This window comes from Microlunatus soli (assembly GCF_900105385.1).
Classification (GTDB): domain Bacteria; phylum Actinomycetota; class Actinomycetes; order Propionibacteriales; family Propionibacteriaceae; genus Microlunatus; species Microlunatus soli.
This window is the reverse complement of record NZ_LT629772.1, coordinates 82,658-100,242: the sequence shown is the minus strand read 5'-3', so window position 1 is coordinate 100,242 and position 17,585 is coordinate 82,658. Positions and strand designations below refer to the sequence as shown.

At 67.8% G+C, this 17,585-nt stretch carries 13 protein-coding genes; 6 read left to right on the top strand and 7 right to left on the bottom strand.

Annotated features, from left to right (window positions below; translation table 11 throughout):
- Positions 1 to 4: 4 nt before the first annotated feature.
- Together BLU38_RS00400 and BLU38_RS00395 are read right to left on the bottom strand one after the other, a co-directional pair.
- A complete protein-coding gene (locus tag BLU38_RS00400; RefSeq protein WP_172836035.1) occupies positions 5 to 1,594 on the bottom strand; it encodes a PH domain-containing protein in 1,590 nt (529 codons plus the stop codon).
- 38 nt (positions 1,595 to 1,632) lie between these two features.
- Complete coding sequence (locus BLU38_RS00395) at positions 1,633 to 2,163, bottom strand: PH domain-containing protein (RefSeq protein ID WP_091518126.1); 531 nt, start codon at positions 2,161 to 2,163, stop codon at positions 1,633 to 1,635.
- 121 nt (positions 2,164 to 2,284) lie between these two features.
- On the opposite strand from BLU38_RS00395, the gene BLU38_RS00390 reads away from it, so the two are divergent.
- The gene (locus BLU38_RS00390) at positions 2,285 to 3,244 is read left to right on the top strand and encodes a formylglycine-generating enzyme family protein (protein WP_231920113.1); all 960 of its coding nucleotides are present in this window, start codon (positions 2,285 to 2,287) and stop codon (positions 3,242 to 3,244) included.
- A gap of 64 nt (positions 3,245 to 3,308) precedes the next feature.
- Here BLU38_RS00390 and BLU38_RS00385 read toward each other — a convergent pair whose 3' ends face one another.
- Genes BLU38_RS00385 through BLU38_RS00375 form a run of 3 tightly spaced genes read right to left on the bottom strand, consistent with a single transcriptional unit; the run spans position 3,309 to position 6,546 of the window.
- The gene (locus tag BLU38_RS00385; protein WP_091518123.1) at positions 3,309 to 4,211 is read right to left on the bottom strand and encodes a carbohydrate ABC transporter permease; all 903 of its coding nucleotides are present in this window, start codon (positions 4,209 to 4,211) and stop codon (positions 3,309 to 3,311) included.
- A complete protein-coding gene (locus BLU38_RS00380; protein WP_091518120.1) occupies positions 4,208 to 5,164 on the bottom strand; it encodes a carbohydrate ABC transporter permease in 957 nt (318 codons plus the stop codon). Before BLU38_RS00380 ends, BLU38_RS00385 begins: the two co-directional genes overlap by 4 nt.
- Positions 5,161 to 6,546 carry an ABC transporter substrate-binding protein gene (locus BLU38_RS00375; RefSeq protein ID WP_091518116.1) on the bottom strand — a complete coding sequence of 462 codons (1,386 nt, stop codon included), beginning with the start codon at positions 6,544 to 6,546 and terminating at the stop codon, positions 5,161 to 5,163. Before BLU38_RS00375 ends, BLU38_RS00380 begins: the two co-directional genes overlap by 4 nt.
- A gap of 210 nt (positions 6,547 to 6,756) precedes the next feature.
- On the opposite strand from BLU38_RS00375, the gene arfA reads away from it, so the two are divergent.
- The 5 genes from arfA to BLU38_RS00350 all read left to right on the top strand — a co-directional run bounded on the left by arfA (position 6,757) and on the right by BLU38_RS00350 (position 15,276).
- The gene (gene arfA / locus BLU38_RS00370; protein WP_091518113.1) at positions 6,757 to 8,262 is read left to right on the top strand and encodes an arabinosylfuranosidase ArfA; all 1,506 of its coding nucleotides are present in this window, start codon (positions 6,757 to 6,759) and stop codon (positions 8,260 to 8,262) included.
- A gap of 55 nt (positions 8,263 to 8,317) precedes the next feature.
- Entirely contained in the window at positions 8,318 to 10,612 is a 2,295-nt protein-coding gene (locus BLU38_RS00365; RefSeq protein ID WP_091518110.1) for a family 43 glycosylhydrolase, read from the top strand.
- Positions 10,613 to 10,757: 145 nt separating this feature from the next.
- A complete protein-coding gene (locus tag BLU38_RS00360) occupies positions 10,758 to 13,409 on the top strand; it encodes a GNAT family N-acetyltransferase (protein ID WP_091518106.1) in 2,652 nt (883 codons plus the stop codon).
- 62 nt (positions 13,410 to 13,471) lie between these two features.
- Complete coding sequence (locus BLU38_RS00355) at positions 13,472 to 14,074, top strand: DUF5998 family protein (RefSeq protein WP_197679932.1); 603 nt, start codon at positions 13,472 to 13,474, stop codon at positions 14,072 to 14,074.
- Between the two features lie 20 nt (positions 14,075 to 14,094).
- Positions 14,095 to 15,276 carry an alkaline phosphatase family protein gene (locus BLU38_RS00350; protein ID WP_231920112.1) on the top strand — a complete coding sequence of 394 codons (1,182 nt, stop codon included), beginning with the start codon at positions 14,095 to 14,097 and terminating at the stop codon, positions 15,274 to 15,276.
- A 36-nt stretch (positions 15,277 to 15,312) separates the two neighbouring features.
- Here BLU38_RS00350 and BLU38_RS00345 read toward each other — a convergent pair whose 3' ends face one another.
- Entirely contained in the window at positions 15,313 to 15,666 is a 354-nt protein-coding gene (locus BLU38_RS00345; protein ID WP_091518099.1) for a VOC family protein, read from the bottom strand.
- 227 nt (positions 15,667 to 15,893) lie between these two features.
- On the bottom strand, positions 15,894 to 17,531 hold the full coding sequence (locus BLU38_RS00340) for a type 2 periplasmic-binding domain-containing protein (RefSeq protein WP_091518095.1): 1,638 nt from the start codon (positions 17,529 to 17,531) through the stop codon (positions 15,894 to 15,896).
- Positions 17,532 to 17,585 lie beyond the last annotated feature (54 nt).

Sequence of the window (17,585 nt, the reverse complement as noted above, 5' to 3'; positions counted from 1 at the left end):
GACGCTATCGCGAGCGGTTGGTGATGTCCCGTACGACAGCGGTTTCGGAGGCTGTCGCGGTCGTATCCGACGACCGTTCCCGGGCAGCGTGCCAGAGCAGTTCCCAGGCGGGGCCGGCGGTGGCCAGCAGCCGGTGCGCGTCGGAGGGATCGACGTCGGGCAGCCGGAAGCTGCCCGGACTCGCCGCCGAGGTGGCGACCAGAGTGACCAGCCCGAGCCGGCGTTGGGCGGGGGACTGACGCAGGTTCCAGCCGAGCAGACCGCGGCGCCGCAGGATGTTCGTCCGCCGGAACACCGACCCGCTGCGCAGCACGACGTGCTCGGGTGTGATCAGGTGACCCAGGCCGGCGATGTTGTCCCGGCACAGCCACCAGCTGATCGGGATGCCCAGCAACGCCAGCACCGCGACCAGCCACCACAGGTCGGCCGAGCCGCGCAGCGCGGACCACAGGATCGCCGGCACCGCCGCCATGATCAGGACGGCGATCAACGCCAGCAGCGACCAGCGATAGCGCCGACCGGCCGCAGCGTGTGGATGGGACTGCAGACTCGTCGGTGGATCGGCATCGAGGATCGCCGCGGCGACACCGACGGCGACCTCGCGCGGTGCGGCCGGCACGATCGTCGTGCTGTCCTCCTTCTTGGAGCCGTCCTCCTTCGTGGTGTCCAGCCCGACCGCGACCACATGCAGCTTGGCCGCGCCGACCCGGCGATAGCCGATCGGTTCGTCCAGCCCGACTCCGCGGATCCGGGCGCCCTGATAGGAGCTGGACCGGCGGACGATCAGGCCACGCTGCAGATGCAGGGTGCCGTCGGGGTCGCGGTCGAGTTGGTAGCCCCACCAGGACTCGACGAAGAACAGCAGTGAGCCGACGATGCCGACCAGGACGGCGACGACGAGCAGAATCAGGATCCGGACCGGGATCGGCAGGGCGCCCAGGGCGTCGTTGAAGACTCCCAGCAGCCGGGGGACGGCGTTGAACCAGTCGGCCACCTGGACGATCGCACCGAGGGCGGCGATGCCGATCAGCGGGGTGCCGAGGCTGACCGGTGCGTACCGGAGCCAGGACGGGTCGAAGGTCGCCAGTCGCCCGACCCGGTCACCGGTTGCGGCGGAGCGTTCGCCGAGGATGGCGGTCCGCAACGCCTCGGCCTGTGTCCGGTCGATGGCGGTCAGTTCGAAGCGGCTGCCGCTCTGATCACCGGTCCCGAGCCGGACCGATGCCAACCCGAGTCGACGCTGTGCCAGATCGGCGTTGATGTCCACGGCGCGAATCCTGCGCAGCGGCAGCGAGCGGGTGCTGGAGGCGAACAGGCTGACCCGCAGGTCGATCCGATCCTCCCGCAGCCGAAACCGGCTGGCTCGGACCCGGAGCGCCTCGAAGACCGCGATCGCGCCGGTCACGACGATGATGCCGCCGACCACCCAGAGCGCGATCCAGCCGATCCCGACACCGCCGAGCAGCAAGCCGATCGCGACCGGGACTCCCGCGCCGACGACCCCACCGAAGGTCATCGCCGTGCTGGCCAGCACCGTACGAGGGTGCAGTCGTTGCCACGGCTGCTCGACCTCGCCCGGCTCTCGCTCGCTCACGGTCGGCTCTTCCTCGTTCACCTCGGGCTCTCGCTCGCTCACGTCGCGTCCCGGTCATCGGCGCCCTGCTGCTCGGCGGTGCCCTGGGTGCGGACGGTCAACTGCTGCACCAGATCCTCGGCCTCGGCGGCGTCCAGCGCCTCGATCTTGACCGCTCCCTTGGCCGATGCCGTCGTCACCGTGACGGTGGCCAGCCCGAAGCCGCGTTGGATCGGGCCGCGGACCAGATCGACGGTCTGCACCCGGGACAGCGGGGCGGCGCGCCATTCCCGCCACAGCCAGCCCGATCGGACGTAGACCGCGTCGTCGGTGGTCTCCCAGCGGTGCACCTGATACTGCACCCGCGGCGCAGTCAGCGCGAGCACCAGACCGGCCGCGAGGAGGACGGCGGCGGGCACCAGGAACCAGATCCGAGCCGGCGGGATGAGCAGCCCGAGCCCCGCCAGCACGATCACGGCGGAGCCGAACAGCACAGCCCATTGGACCGCCCACCAACCGCGGCAGCGCGGATCGACAGGGGACTGTGGTGGACGAGGAGCGGGGAGAACGGGACCAGAATCTGACCGCATGGTCAAATAATAGGTCGATCGGTCAATTCGGGCAAAGGGTTTCCGATTCGAGCCTGCCTGCACGTGTCACCAGCGGCACCCATCACCGGGCAGTCGCGAGCCCGACGTATACGGTGACTCCGTGGAGCATGATCACTGCTGTGCGCCCGGCCGACCGGTCGGCCCGTCGACGCTGCCCACCGCCGAGCCGGCTGCGACCGCCAGCACGGACGACCTGGGCGACCGGATCGCCTTGCCGGGTGGCGAGTTCCTGATGGGGACCGACGATGCCGAGGGGTTCCCCGACGATGCCGAGGGACCGATCCGGCTGGTGCACGTCGACCCGTTCGCGATCGGTGCGACGACGGTGACCAATGATCAGTTCGCCCGTTTCGTCGCCGCGACCGGCCATCACACCGAGGCGGAATCATTCGGCTGGAGCTTCGTCTTCGCCGGGTTCCTGCCGGCAGCGATCCGCAAGATCAGCGCGCGTCCCGAGGTCACCCCCTGGTGGTGTGCGGTCGAGGGCGCCACCTGGGACCATCCTGAAGGGCCGGGATCGGACCTCGACGGGCGGGCCGACCATCCGGTGGTGCACGTCTCCTGGAACGACGCCGTCGCCTACTGCGACTGGGCCGGCGGCCGGTTACCGACCGAGGCGGAGTGGGAGTACGCCGCGCGGGGCGGACTCGAACAAGCCCGCTACCCGTGGGGCGACGAACTGACCCCGGGCGGTGATCATCTCTGCAACATCTGGCAGGGCAAGTTCCCGGTCCGAAACGTTGCCGACGACGGGTTCCGGGGGACCGCCCCGGTCCGCAGCTACCCGGCCAACGGCTTCGGGCTCTACGAGATCGTCGGCAACGTCTGGGAATGGACCGCCGATCACTGGGGCACCGATCACCAGACCGCCGCGCCCGGACAGCCGATCATGAACCCGTCCGGCCCGCCGAGCGGACCGCAGCGGGTGATGCGCGGCGGCTCCTATCTGTGCCACAAGTCCTACTGCAATCGCTATCGGGTCGCCGCCCGCAGCCGCAACGAACCCAACAGCGGCGGCGGCAACAACGGCTTCCGCTGCGTCTGGCCCGCCGGTTCCTGAGCTTGTCGAAGGACCGGTGGCGATGATCAGCTTTCTTGCCCCTTCGACAGGCTCAGGGTCGCGGTCAGCCCTTGATGCCGCTGGTGGCGACGCCCTCGATGATGTAGCGCTGCAGGACGACGTACAAGATCAACACCGGGATGGAGGCGATGGTGGCGCCGGCCATCACCACCGGATAATCGGTCGACTCCGCTCCCTGCAGGGTCGCCAGGCCGGGCGCCAGGGTCAACCGTTCCGGTGAGAAGAGCACGAAGATCGGCCAGATGAAGTCGTTCCAGTTGGCCAGGAACGCCAGCACCGTCAGGGTGACCAGGGCCGGCTTGGCCAACGGCAACACGATCCGGGTGAAGATCACCCAGGAGTTCGCGCCGTCGATCAACGCGGTCTCCTCCAACTCCCGCGGGATGGACAGGAAGAACTGCCGCAGGAAGAACACATTGAAGGCACCGGCGGCCCCCGGGACGACCAGCGCCCAGATGGTGTCGGTCCAGGACAGCGTGTCCATCAGCAGGTAGTTCGGCATCAAGAAGACGAAACCCGGGATGAACATGGTGGCGATCAACACCACGAACAGCACCTTGCGACCCCGGAACTGCATCCTGGCCAGTGCATAGGCCGCCAGCGACGACACCGCCAACACCAGCACACAGTGCAACGACGCCGCTACCAGCGAGTTCAGGGCCCAGCGGAGCACCGGATTCTCGCTGTCGACAAAGACGAACCGGTAGGCCCGCAGGGTCAACTCGTCGGGGATGAACTTCACCGGGATGGTCCGGGCGTCGGCCTCGGTCCGGAACGAGGTCAGATACATCCACAGGATCGGCACCACGAAGATCAACGACAGCAGCACGATCGCGATCCAGAACAGCGGTCCGTTCCGATCGCGGCGATAGGCCCGACGATGTGGTCCGGGCGACCGGCGATCGGTCGTGGTCGAATCGGTGGCAACCTCTCGTACGGCGGTCATGATTTCCGCTCCCGCAACAGTCCGAAGTTCAAGATCGAGATGATCGCCAGGAAGATCGCCAGCAGGTACGACATCGCCGACGCCGTCCCCATCTGGAACCGGCGTAGACCTTCCTCGGTCATCACCATCAGTGCGGTCCGGGTGCTGTCACCGGGGCCGCCGTTGGTGACCAGATAGGACTGGCCGAACATGTTGGCACTGGCCAGCACGGTCATCGTGATCACAAAGACGAAGATGTTCCGCAACCCGGGAATGGTGATGTAGCGGAACTTCCCCCAGGCGCCGGCCCCGTCCAGTTCGGCCGCCTCGTAGTGTTCCTCCGGCAGCGACTGCAGCCCGGCCAGGTAGATCACGCAGTTGAAGCCGAGCGTCCACCAGACCGTCATGCCGACCATCGCCGCCCAGGCCGCCGGTTGCTCCTGGGTCCAGCCGACCGGATGGATCCCGACCAGGCCGAGGACGGCGTTGATCAACCCGAACTGGGTGTCCAACAGGTAGTTCCACAGCAGGCCGACGATCGCAATCCCGAGGACGAACGGCGCGAAGATGATCGCCCGGAAGACGTTACGACCGGGGAACTTCCGGTTCAGCACCAGCGCGACCACCAGCGGGCAGAGCACCAAGAACGGCACCGACACGACGGTGAAGATCGCCGTTGCCCGCATCCCGTGCCAGAACGACTCGTAGATCACCGACTCCGGATTGAACAGGTCGCTGTAGTTCTTCAATCCGATGAACGGCCTCTCCGGCAGCATGTAGTCCCAGGCGTGCAGGCTGATCCAGATCCCGAACACCGCGGGGCCGATCACGAACGTCAACAGCAGCAGCACGAACGGGAGCACGAACAGGTACGGCGTGATCGGATGGTGGTAGCGGATCTTGCCGCGGGTCGGCTTACCAGGCGTCGTGGTCGCGACCCCCGTCACCGACCCCGGCGCGGTCGCGGTGGTCATCCGTACTTCTTCTTGTTCTGCTCGAGGATCTTGTTGCCCTTGGCCTGGGCAGCTTCCAGCGCGGCCTTGGTCTCCTTCTTGCCGAGCATCGCCGCATTCACCGCCGGCGCCCAGTCGACCAGGCAGTCGGTGATGCCCGGCACCGGCGGGGTGAAGTGGATGTAGTCCAGCTGCTTGGCGAAGTCGACCACCGGTCCCTTGTCGGCGAACTTCGCGTTCTCCCGGACATCGTTGCGGGCCGGGACCTGGCCGGCATCGGCCCAGTCCAGAGAGTGTTTGGACAGCCAGTTCAGGAACACTCGGCCGGCCTCGGACTTGTTCTCGTCGCCGCCCTTGTTGGCCGGTAACACCATCTGGTGCGATCCGGACCAGACCGCCTGGGTGCCGCCGATGTTGGGCACCACGGTGGCATCCCATTCCAGCTTCTTGACGTCGTTCAGCGGTGTCACCATCCAGGAGCCGTTGAACATGAACAGCGACTTGTCGTTCTGGAAGGAGACCACATCGCCGTCGGCGGCCGCCTTGGCCGGGCTGTAGCCCTCCTTGATCAACATCTTCAGCCAGTCGACGGCCTGCACCCCGGCGTCGGAGGCGAATTCGACCGCCGAGCCGTCGTCGGCGACCATCCTGCCGCCGAACTGGTAGACCAGCGTCTGGGCCAGCAGTCCGGAGGCGCTGAGGGCCGACACCCACATGCCCTGGATCCCCTTGGACTTCGCCTTGTCCAGGGCGTTCAGGTATTCGTCGGCAGTGGTCGGTGGCTGCTCCGGGTCGAGACCGACCTTCTCCATCGTCTTCGTGTTGTAGTACAGCCCGGCACAGTGCACATCGAGCGGAACGCTCCAGTGCTTGTTGTCGTACTGACCGCCGCGCCAGGCGATCGGGACGTAGTCGCCCTCACCGAGTCCGAGTGCCTTGTTGACGTCGTCCAGCGGCTGGATCACCTGCCGGGCGGCGTTGGTGGCCACCCGGTCGATGTGCATGATCGCGATGTCCGGGCCCTTGCCCTGGCTGACCGCGGCCGGCAGCTTCTCGTAGTACTGGTCCCAGGCGATCGCCTGCTGTTTGATCGTGATCTTGGGGAACTCCTCGGTGAAGCGGTCGGTGAGCTGCTTCATGATCGGGCCGTCACCACCGGTGAGGCCGTGCCAGAAGGCGAGCTCGACAGCCGGACCGTCGTAGCCCTGGGCGCCGCCGTCGCCTTCCTTGGGTGCGGTCTGTTGGCCGGGTCGCCCGGCCGAGCCCGGGCTACAAGCAGCGGCTGTGAGGCCGAGTCCGGCGGCGAGTGTCCCGCCGAGAAGTGTCCGACGCCCGATGGCCGGCGCAGTATCGCGCTCGGTGTCGATCGGGCTCCTGCCGGCAGGGGTATGGGGTCTGATCATGACTTCCTCCTTGAAGTCTGCACATCGGGCTGCGCGGCCCGTGCAACGATTACGGCAGACCGTAGTGCCCCTGTCCAGCAGGAAGCGCAATTTTGGTTCAGGCCTTTACAACCTTGTAATCAATATGCCAGGGTCAGGTGTCCGGTGCGGCCTCTGGGTCGCCGGACGTGAGCAGCTGTCTGTTTCCACCGTCGTGAGCAGGAGGCACCGATGGACGCGGGTCCCGCGGCCAGCAGCAAGATCAAGATCGATCCGATGTTCGTTGTCGGGGGACTCAACCGCAGGTTGTTCGGGTCCTTCGTCGAGCATCTGGGCCGATGCGTTTACACCGGCATCTATGAGCCCGATCATCCGACCGCCGACAGTCACGGCTTCCGGTCCGACGTCGCGGAGTTGATCACCGAACTCGGACCCACGATCGTCCGTTACCCGGGTGGCAACTTCGTCTCCGCCTACGACTGGCGGGACGGGATCGGGCCGAAGCAGGATCGACCGGTCCGCTACGACCTGGCCTGGAACGTCAAGGAGACCAATCAGGTCGGCACCGACGAGTTCCTGCAGTGGAGCGCCCGGCTCGGACTGGAGCCGATGATGGCGGTCAACCTCGGCACCGCGGGTGTCCGGGAGGCCGTCGAGCTGTTGCAGTACGTCAACGCCGAGCCTGGCCTGGCGCTGTCCGACGAACGCGGCCGCAACGGGCAGGTCGAGCCGTACGACGTCCGGGTCTGGTGTCTGGGCAACGAGATGGACGGCCCCTGGCAGATCGGCTTCAAGACCCCGGAGGAGTACGGCCGGTTGGCCGAGGAGACCGGCCGCGCGATGAAACGCTTCGACCGCGATCTCGAACTGGTCGCGTGCGGCTCCAGCGGCCGCGGGATGCCGACCTTCGGTAGCTGGGAACGGATCGTTCTGGAACGCTGCTTCGACCACGTCGAACACATCTCCGCGCACGCCTACTACGAGCCGACCGACGGTGACGAGCAGTCCTTCCTGGCCAGTGCCGAAGACATGGACCGCTTCATCTCGTCTGTGGTGGCGACCGCCGATCATGTCGCGGCGACCCGCAAGTCGGACAAGAAGATCACCATCAGCTTCGACGAGTGGAATGTCTGGTTTGCCGAGCGCAATGCCGATCATGAGCCGGGCACCGAGGCCGAGGAGATCTACGACGTCTCCGAGGCCGTGGTGGTCGGCAGCCTGCTGATCGAACTGATCCGGCACACCGACCGGGTCGCCGTGGCCTGTCAGGCCCAGTTGGTCAACCTGCTGGCACCGATCCTGACCCGGCCGGGTGGGCCGGCCTGGCGGCAGACGATCTTCCATCCCTTTGCGTTGACCAGTCGGCATGCCGCCCCGGTGGTGCTGGCCGAGGCGGGCGACGGGCCGGTGATCAACACCGCCCGCTACGGCGCGGTCGATCAACTGCACAGTGTCACCACCCACGACCCGGACACCGGCGCGGTGGTGATCTTCGCGGTCAACCGAAGCATCGACACGCCGCTCGGATTCGAGGTCGACCTCGGCGGCTTCGCGGTCGAGCAGTGGCAGCTCGTCGAGCACCTGGTGATCACCGACCAGGACCCGCATGCCCGCAACACCGAGACCGAACCGGACAGGGTCCGTCCGGTTGCCGGCAATGCCCGTCTCGCGGACGGCCGGCTGATCGCCGATCTACCCGCCATTTCCTGGCACTGCATCAGACTGGCTCCGGCCTGAGCCGAGCGCCGGCTCCCGTCCTGCGTCCGTCATCGATCAACCCCCGAGGTCGTCCATGATCAATCTCCGCCAACTGCTGATCATCGCGGTAGCCGCCGCGTCCATGATCAGCTTTGCGCTGCTGCCGGTCGCGGCAGCACCTCCCAGCGGTCCCGCGTCAGCGGCAGCGTCGACCTATCGCAACGCCGTCAGCGATGCCTTCTCCGACACATTCGCCGATCCGTCGGTGATCCAGGGCAAGGACGGCTGGTGGTATGCGTTCGCCACCGCCGACCCGCTGTACGAGGGGCAGCCGTCCGGTGCCATGCACATCGCGCGGACCAAGGACTGGTCGCACTGGGACTACCGCGGCACGGTCTTCGACGACGACAACCGGCCGTCCTACGCCGAACCCGACGCCGGGCTCTGGGCACCGGACATCCGCTACATCGACGGTCGCTACGTGCTCTACTTCACCGTCACCGACACCACCCTGAACGACGGCGGCGACCCCGGCGTCGGCGTCGCCACGGCCGACTCCCCGGAGGGGCCGTGGCAACCGACCGACGAGCCGATCATCGCCCCGCGGGAACGCGACGACGGCAGTTTCCTGGGCACCATCGACCCGGCGGGTTTCACCGACGTCGACGGCCAGAACTATCTCTACTTCGGCGGCTACAACGGAGGCTTCTGGGGGACCAAGATCAGTTCCGACGGACTGACCACCGAGTCCGGCGACTACACCCAGGTGACGGCCACCGACCGCTACGAAGGCGGCTACGTCGTGCGGCACGACGGGTGGTACTACTTCATGGGCTCCTCGGCCAACTGCTGCGCCGGTCCGGCGACCGGCTATACCGTCTACACCGGACGATCGCGATCGCCGCTCGGCCCTTTCACCGACGCCGAGGATCGGTCGCTGACCGATCCGTACGTCGGTGGCACCAACCTGATCAGACAGAACGGGAACCGATGGATCGGCACCGGTCACCACGCGATCATGACCGATGCGGCCGGACGGGATTTCATCGTCTACCACGCCATCGATCGCAAGAACCCGTGGCTGAATCAGCCGTTCGGGGTGAACCGGCGACCGATGCTGATCGATCGGATCGACTGGATCGACGGCTGGCCCCGCGCTCGTGCCGGTGCCGGCCCGTCCGTCACCGCGCAACCGGCGCCGGTGACCGGCTCCGGGCTGGGGATCACCGCCGACGATCCGGCAGCGGGCGGGCTCCGAGGCTTGCGCGGCGGACCGCAGGATCCGCAGGCCGGCGCAACCGCCCGGTTGACCGGCTCGGCGCGGACCGTGCAGCAGGCAGCCGCCGACAGCGTGCTGTTCACCGCTGATCTGGACAGCGTGACCGATCGGACCTCGGTCCGCTTCGGTTCGACCGGCAACCGGGTCACCGTCAGCGTCGACCCCGACCGGTCGGAACTGGTCGTCCGGGTGGACACCGGTGACCAGACCAGGATCGGCCGCGACCGGCTCGTCGGTGCTCTGTCCGATCGCACCGGCTGGCAACGGCTGACCGTCCGGGTCGAGGGCAGGAATGTCCAAGCCTGGTTGAGCGAATCAGGTTTGGCCGATCCGGGAGCCGAGGTCAGGCTGACCGCCGATGATCTTGATTTGCCGATCGCTCCGGTCCAGTTCACCGGGGCGGCGCTGATCGACAACCTGACCATCCGTCCGGTGGCCGCGCAGGCGACAGAGCTGGTCCCGACCCCCGAGCGGGGAGCGCTGATCAGCAGCGACGAGTTCACCGGTGATGATCTTGCCGACTGGAGCTGGGTGCGCCCCGAGGCGTCGTCGGCCGAGGTCACCGACGGGCGACTCAGCTGGCCGGTCCAGGACGGTGATCTGTCCGACCCCGACAACCGGGGTGCGGTGTTGCTGCACAAGCCGTTGGCCGAGCCGGACGCCGACTGGATGGTGGAAACCAGGCTCGATCTCGATCTCGGTGAGGACGAGGTGCGCAACTTCCAGCAGGCCGGGCTGGTGGCCTATCGCAGCGACACCGACTTCGCCCGGCTGGACAAGGTGGCGATCGCCGGCACCCGGGCGACCGAGTTCGGCCGATTGCTGGTCGGTTCCGGCGACGGCCGGACCGCCTGGGGTGCGGCCATCGAAGCCACCCCGAGCCGTGGCAGCACGTGGCTGCGGTTGGCCCACCACCGCAACGCCGCCGGCGAGCACCAGTTCCGGTCCGCGGTGAGCACCGACGGCGAGCAGTGGACCTGGGGAGCGGTCTGGACCTTCAGCGACGGCACGGTGCCGCGGATCGGGCTGGTCACCCAGGGCGGCTCGGAGCCGGCGACCACCGCCGCCTTCGACTACGTCCGCTTCTACAGCGCCAGCTGGCCGGGCTGACCCCACGCCCGCGGTATCGGCCACCCAGCCGCTGTGGGAACGGGGTTGCGGGACGTCGTCGGTCGGGCGGAGGGTTGGTCGAGGAGGTGGTGCGGTGGTGAGGTTCCGACGACGACGGTCGGACCGGCTGCGTACGATTGAGCCCGTGCCCGCCGACCCCAACGCCAACCCGCCGGGATACCCCGTCGGCTGGGAAGCCGACGTGGTGCTCAGCGATGGCGGGCTGGCTCGGCTGCGGCCGATCAAACCCAGCGATGCCGCGATGCTGGTCGACTTCTACGCCCGGGTCTCCGATGAGTCCAAATACCTCCGCTTCTTCGCGCCCTACCCGCGGCTCAGCGACCGCGACGTGGACCGGTTCACCACCGTGGACTACGTCGACCGGGTCGCCTTCATCCTGACCGTCGGTGAACGGATGATCGGCGTCGGCCGCTACGAGCGACTCGAGGACGACCGGGCCGAGGTCGCCTTCCTGGTCGAGGATGCCCAGCAGGGCCGGGGGATCGGCCAGCTGCTGTTGGAGCATCTGGCCGAGGCAGCCCGGGAGCGGGGCATCACCGGCTTCGTCGCCGACGTGCTGCCGGAGAACGAGCGGATGGCCCAGGTGTTCGCCGACGCCGGCTACAAGGTCAATCGGGCCTACGAGGACGGTGTCCTGAACGTCGAGTTCCCGATCCTGCCGTCCGACACCTCGGTCGGTGTGATGGAACGCCGCGAGCATCGCGCGGAGGGAGCGTCGGTGCGGCGGATGCTCAACCCCGAACGGGTGGTCGTGCTCGGCGACGGGGACCGTGCGCAGACCATCGTCACCTCGATGCTGTCCGGCGGCTACCGCGGTGAGCTGGTCGCGGTCAGCACCGACCGGACACCGATCGCCGGCGTCCCGACCAGTCCGTCGCTGGCCACCGTCGACGGCAGCATCGATCTGGTGATCGCCTCGATCCCGCGTGATGATCTTGGTGCTGCGGTGATCGACGCGGCGCACAAGGGCGCGCACGCGATCGTGGTGCTGACCGGTGCCGACATCGGGATCAGCGACAGCGGCCGGGTGGTCAGCCTGGCCAGGGCGTACGGGATCCGCGCGTTGGGTCCGGACGCGCTGGGCTTGATCAACACCAGCTCCGACGTCGCGCTGACCGCGATCCCCGGGCCGATGCCGCGGGCCGGAAGTGTCGGACTGTTCTGCCAGTCGGCCGCGATCGGGGTGGCGATGCTGGCGCCGGCGATCCGTCAGCATCTCGGGGTGTCGTCGTTCATCTCCACCGGCGAATACGCCGACGTCAGTGGCAACGACGTGATGCAGTACTGGGAGGACGACGAGGACACCGCGGTCTGCCTGATGTCGTTGGACACGTTGGGCAACCCACGCAAGTTCACCCGGATCATCCGCCGGTTGGCGCGCCGCAAGCCCGTCGTCGTGTACGCCCCCGGACGGGCCCGCCGGATCGCTTCCGCGCCGGACCACACCCGGCTGGCGCACGCCTCCGAGGCCGCCGTCGACGCGCTGTTCCGGCAGTCCGGCGTGATCGTGGTCGGCCGGCGTGAGGAGATGATCGGGATCGCCCAGGTCGCGGCCCGGCAGCCATTGCCGGCGGGGCCGCGGACCCAGCTGGTCACCAACTCCGAGACGCTGGCCCACCAGCTCACCCAGACCGTCTCCGGCAGCGGTCTGCTGTCGGCCGGTGATCCACTGCTGCTGCCGCCGGGCGCGCCGGTGGAGCAGATCGTCGAGTTGGCCGGTGGCGCGCTGGCCGACGATTCCTGCGACGCGGTGCTGTGCGCGGTGGTCGGGGTCTTCGGTTCCGATCCGCACCGGGCGCGCTGGGGGCTGGAGGACCTCGCAGCCGAGTCGACCAAGCCGCTGCTGGCGGCGTTCCTGGACTTCACCGACTTCGACGACCCGCCGCAGGGGCCCGACGTCGGACAGTCCTTGCCGATCTTCGAGGCACCGGCCGATGCGATCCGCGCGTTGGCCGCGATCAGTGCCTACGCGCACTGGCGGCAACGCGACCCGGGAGCCGTACCGCTGTTGGACGGGGTCGACACACCGGCCGCCAAACGAGTGATCAACGGGGCACTGACGACGGCTCCGGAGGGGCGCCGACTGACCGACGACGAGGCCGCCGGTCTGCTGTCGGCGTACGGGATCGAGCTGGTCCGGCAGCGCCGGGTCGACACCCTGGACCAGGCCATCGATGCCGCCGCCGGCTACGGCTGGGGTGTGGTGCTGAAGGCGACCGCCGAGAAGGTCCGCGGCCGTCCCGATCTGGCCAGCGTGTTCCGCAACCTGGACGGGCCGGACGCCATGAAACGGGCCTGGCTGGATCTGACCGGCCTGGTCGACGATCTCGGTCTGGACACCGACGGCGGTCTGGCCGCCGCCGCGCCCGTTGTGCAGCCGATGGTCGCGCCCGGAGTGCCGCTGCGGATCACCAGCCGGGAGGACGCGGCCTTCGGCCCGATCGTGGAGATCGGGCTGGCCGGGATCGCCAGTGACCTGCTCGGTGACACCGCCTACCGGGTGCCGCCGCTGACTACTGTCGACGCCGCGGCGATGGTCCGCGACCTCCGGGCGGCGCCGACCCTGTTCGGCCTGCATGGCAGCCCGGGCGTCGACGTGTCACTGGTGGAGGACCTGCTGCATCGGGTCGGCCAGTTGTCCGACGATCTGCCACAGCTGTCCAGCCTGCTGCTCACGCCGTGCATCGCGACCCGGACCGGATTGTCGGTGCTGGGCGCCCGGATCGAGGTCGCCCCCAGCAACGACCAACGCGACCCGCTGGCCCGCGAACTCTGATCGGGAGGTCGGCTGTGGATGTGGGGGCCGGGCGGGTTCGGTGGCGTGCAAGGATGGGGCCCATGCAGGCATCGACGACCATTCGGCAGGAGCTGCGCTCCGACATCGAGTCGTGCGGCTACTTCCCCGATCTGGTCGAGGACGGCGTCGTGCTGGCGGCCGGTGACGAGCAGATCCAGGGCTTCGTCGTGCACCACGAGCCGACCTTCGACCGGGACGAGATCCATCGCCATCTGACGGTGCTGCTGCTGACGCCGACCCGGTTGATCGTCGGCCACACCGATGACCATCCGGCCGAGGCCGGGGTGCAGCGGACCTTCGCGTCCTCGTCGACGGAGTCGGTTGCGCTGGGCAAGGTCAATACGGTGGTGCTGTCCCGGGTGGTGCCCGATCCCGAGGGCTTCGGAGCCGCCGGACGACGGGCCAACGGCGGCGCCGACGACGTCTACGAGACGTGGTTGTCGATCGGCTGGGGAGCGATGCGCCGGCTGGATCTCGAGCCCGCGGCCTGCACCGACCCCAACTGCGAGGCCGACCACGGCTACACCGGCAACCTGGTCGCCGATGATCTGACCATCCGGATGAGTGCGGCCGCCGACGGACCGGAGCGAGTCGCCCGGCTGATCCGGTTCGGCACCGAACTGCAACGGGCTACCGGTCGATGACCGTGACCGGTTCGATGACGATGACCGACGGATCTGCGCGGATCCCCGGCCGACCGGGTGACGCCACCGGCACGCGTCGGCTGCCGGAGATGATCCGACCGGCCTACCAGCGCTCGACGCTGGCCGACCTGATGCCGAGTATCGGTGCGCGGCTCGGGGTGCCGGGCTGCTCCACCATCATCGAACTACCCGATGCGGACCGCTTCGTGGTGGTGTTGGTCGACGGACTGGGTTGGCATCTGCTGCGTCGAGCGGTCCGCAACGCCGGCTATCTGACCAGCCTGATGGGCGAGGCCCGACCGATCACGTCCGGTGTGCCGAGCACGACCGCGACCAGTCTGACCTGTCTGGGGACCGGATTGGCGCCGGGGGAGCACGGTCTGGTCGGCTACACCTCACGAGTGCCGGAGACCCGTGAGGTGCTGAACTCGCTCTACTGGGATGCGCCGGTGGTTCCCGAGGAATACCAGCCCAGACAGACGATGTTCGAGCGGGCCGCCGCGGCCGGCGTGGCGGTCAGTTCGGTGTCACCGTCCCATTTCGCGACCAGCGGGTTGACCGCCGCTGCGCAGCGCGGTGCCGATTTCGTCGGCTTCACCGCGCGGGCGAGCGATCGGGACCGCGCCGACCTGATCGGGCGGGCGGCCCGACGCGGCAGCCGCAGCCTGGTGTACGCCTACGAGCGCGATCTTGATCATGCCGGCCATGCCCACGGCTGCGAATCGCCTGACTGGCTGGACGTCCTGACCCTGATCGACCGCCGACTGGGACTCCTTCGGGAGCGTCTGCCGGAGGACGTCGCCATGATCATCACCGGGGATCACGGCATGATCGACATCCGGCAGGATCATCGGATCACCGCCGAGGACGAGCCGGAGCTGATGATCGGTGTCGACGCGATCGCCGGCGAGGGCCGCTTCCGGCAGCTGTATGTCGACCACGACAATCCGCGGTTGGTGGCGGCCCGGTGGGCCGACCTGCTCGGCGACCGGGCCTGGGTCCGGACCAGGGAAGACGCGATCGACGACGGCTGGTTCGGCGCGGTCGACGATCGAGTTCTGGAGCGCTACGGCCACGTCCTGGTGGCGATGCGCGACGACTGGGCGATCATGACCGATACTCAGCCGCGGGAGTCCGGTCTGGTCGGCATGCACGGTTCGCTGACCCCCGCCGAGATGACCGTCCCGCTGCTGGTCGGCTGACCAGGCGGCGCGGCCATCCGGAGTAGAGGTCGGTGATCAACTTCCCCAGACGGCGAGTTGATTGCCACCCGGATCGGTGAAGTGGAACCGGCGCCCGCCGGGGAAGTCGTAGGGGCCCTCGGTGATCGGCGCGCCGGCGTCACGGACGGCCGTCAGCGTGGCGTCCAGATCATCGGAGTAGATGATCACCAGTGGCGCTCCGGACCCGGCAGAAGCCGCCGGATTGAGACCGCCGACCTCACCGTCACCGTCGGCCGCCCGGATCCCGGCATAGTCCGGCCCGTAGTCGTTGAACGTCCAGCCGAAGACTCCGCCGAAGAAGTCCTTGGACGCCTGCAGGTCGGTTGCTGCGAGCTCGACGTAGTTGATCGCGTGATGCGTGTTGGCCATGGTCAGAACCCTAGAACGCGGCTCCGACACCCCGCCTTGTCGCTGGGCGTCGCTGACCATCGCTGACCTCCGCCACCGATCGCAACCGGACTTTTCGCATCATCTGATACCGAATCGCCCAGGAATTGCTCCGGATCGGGACTTTCGCAGTACGTGTCGCGAAAAGTCCCGAGGCCGAGGAGCAGGAGGGGCGACGGGCCGGGCCGGCGGGACTGCAGCGGAGTGGGTCAGCGGGAGGATTTGAGTGCTGCGTAGAGTTCGTCGGCGATCTTGTCGCCGCCGCCGGCCTTCCATTTCTTGACTGCGGGTGCCCAGGCGGAGACGGGTTTGCGGCCTTGGATGATGTCGTCGGTGATGTTGCCGATGTCTTCGTTGAGTTGACCGCCCTTACGGTTCTCGGTCTCGGAGTACATGCCGGCGACCGGGTTGGTGAGGGCGTCGGGGCAGATCTTCTTCATGGCGTCGAAGCAGGCCTGAGCGCTGCCCGTGCGGTCGGGAAGGAAGATCGCCCACGGCGCGTCGGCCTGATAACCGAGGGAGAGCTGGGTTTCGCTCAGCCCCTTGTCGGTCAGCACCGGATTGCCGTCGGAGATCTCGTGATCGACACCCTCGATGCCGAACCGTCGGAACAGGTACTCGCTGGTGCCGAACGGCGTGGCGAGGTAGTTCAGATAGCTGAGCAGGGTCTCGACCCGGTCCTCGGCCTTCTTACTGATCGCAGTGACCGCGATCGTCGGTGCGCCGAGCCAGGTCTTGCCGACGCCGGAGCCGTCGTGCGCCGGCGTCGGGATGACCGCGAGCTCGGCGTTCTGCGGCATCGTCTGCAGATAGCCGGGCCAGCCGCTGAAGGTGTCGAACACCAGCGCACTGGTGCCGTTGCCGAAGCGGGTCTTCATGTCCTGGTTCTGGCTGGCGAAGGCGTCGGGGTGGATGTAGCCGGCCTTCCAGAGTTTGGCCAGCAGGGCGAGCGCATCTTGCTGCGCCGGATCCTCCCGATTGCTGACCAGCTTGCCGCCCTCCTCGGTCCAACTGTTGGCGATGCCGAACATGTTCTGAACGAACTGGGTCGGCACGTTGGCCAGCGCGAATTGGTTCTTGCGCTTGTTGCTGAGTTCCTTGCAGAGTTGGACGAAGTCGTCGGCGGACTTCAGCTCGGTGGACAGTCCAAGATCATCGAGGATGTCCTTGCGCGCATAGAGCGCCTGGGAGCTGATGGCTCCGCGGGGGATCGGGATGCCGTAGATCTTGCCGTCGAAGATCGCCGCATTCCAACTGGCATCGGCCAGGTTGGCCAGGAACGGGTATTTCTTGATCTTGTCGCCGGCCAGGTGTGGTGTGAGGTCGACGGCCTTGGCGGCCAGCATCTGCGGCTTCTGCGGGATGCCGCCGATCATGAACAACTCACCGAGCTTGTCGCCGGCGACCGCGGTGGCGAACTTCTTGTCGTAGTCCACCGACGGGGTGAGATCGAGCTCCAACGGTGAGCCGGCTCGCTTGTTGAACTCCTGCCAGAAGTCGTTGCGGGAGAGCTTCGGCGGGATCGGGGTGTTGGTGAACGTCATCACCTTGATCGGCTCGCCGTCGCCGGGCGGAGCGTCGATCGCCTGCACCGGTTCGGCCGGATACTTGTTGAAGGCGTCCGGGATGCCGATTGTGGCGCCGGCCATGTCAGGTTCGACACCCTGGTACGGGATGTAGGCCGGCCGGACCTTCGACTTGGAGGCGGCGTCGTTGGCTCCGGTGGTCCCGCCGCGTCCCTCGTTGGAGCAACCGGCTAGGGCGCCGGACAGGCCGACAGCCGTGCCGGCACCGAGCAGCGCCCGACGGGTCAGCGTCCGACCGGTCGCGGCCCGGGATGGGATCATCGTCAAGATGGTGTGACCTCTCTCGCAGGATGTGGTGGCTGATCAGACCGAGGA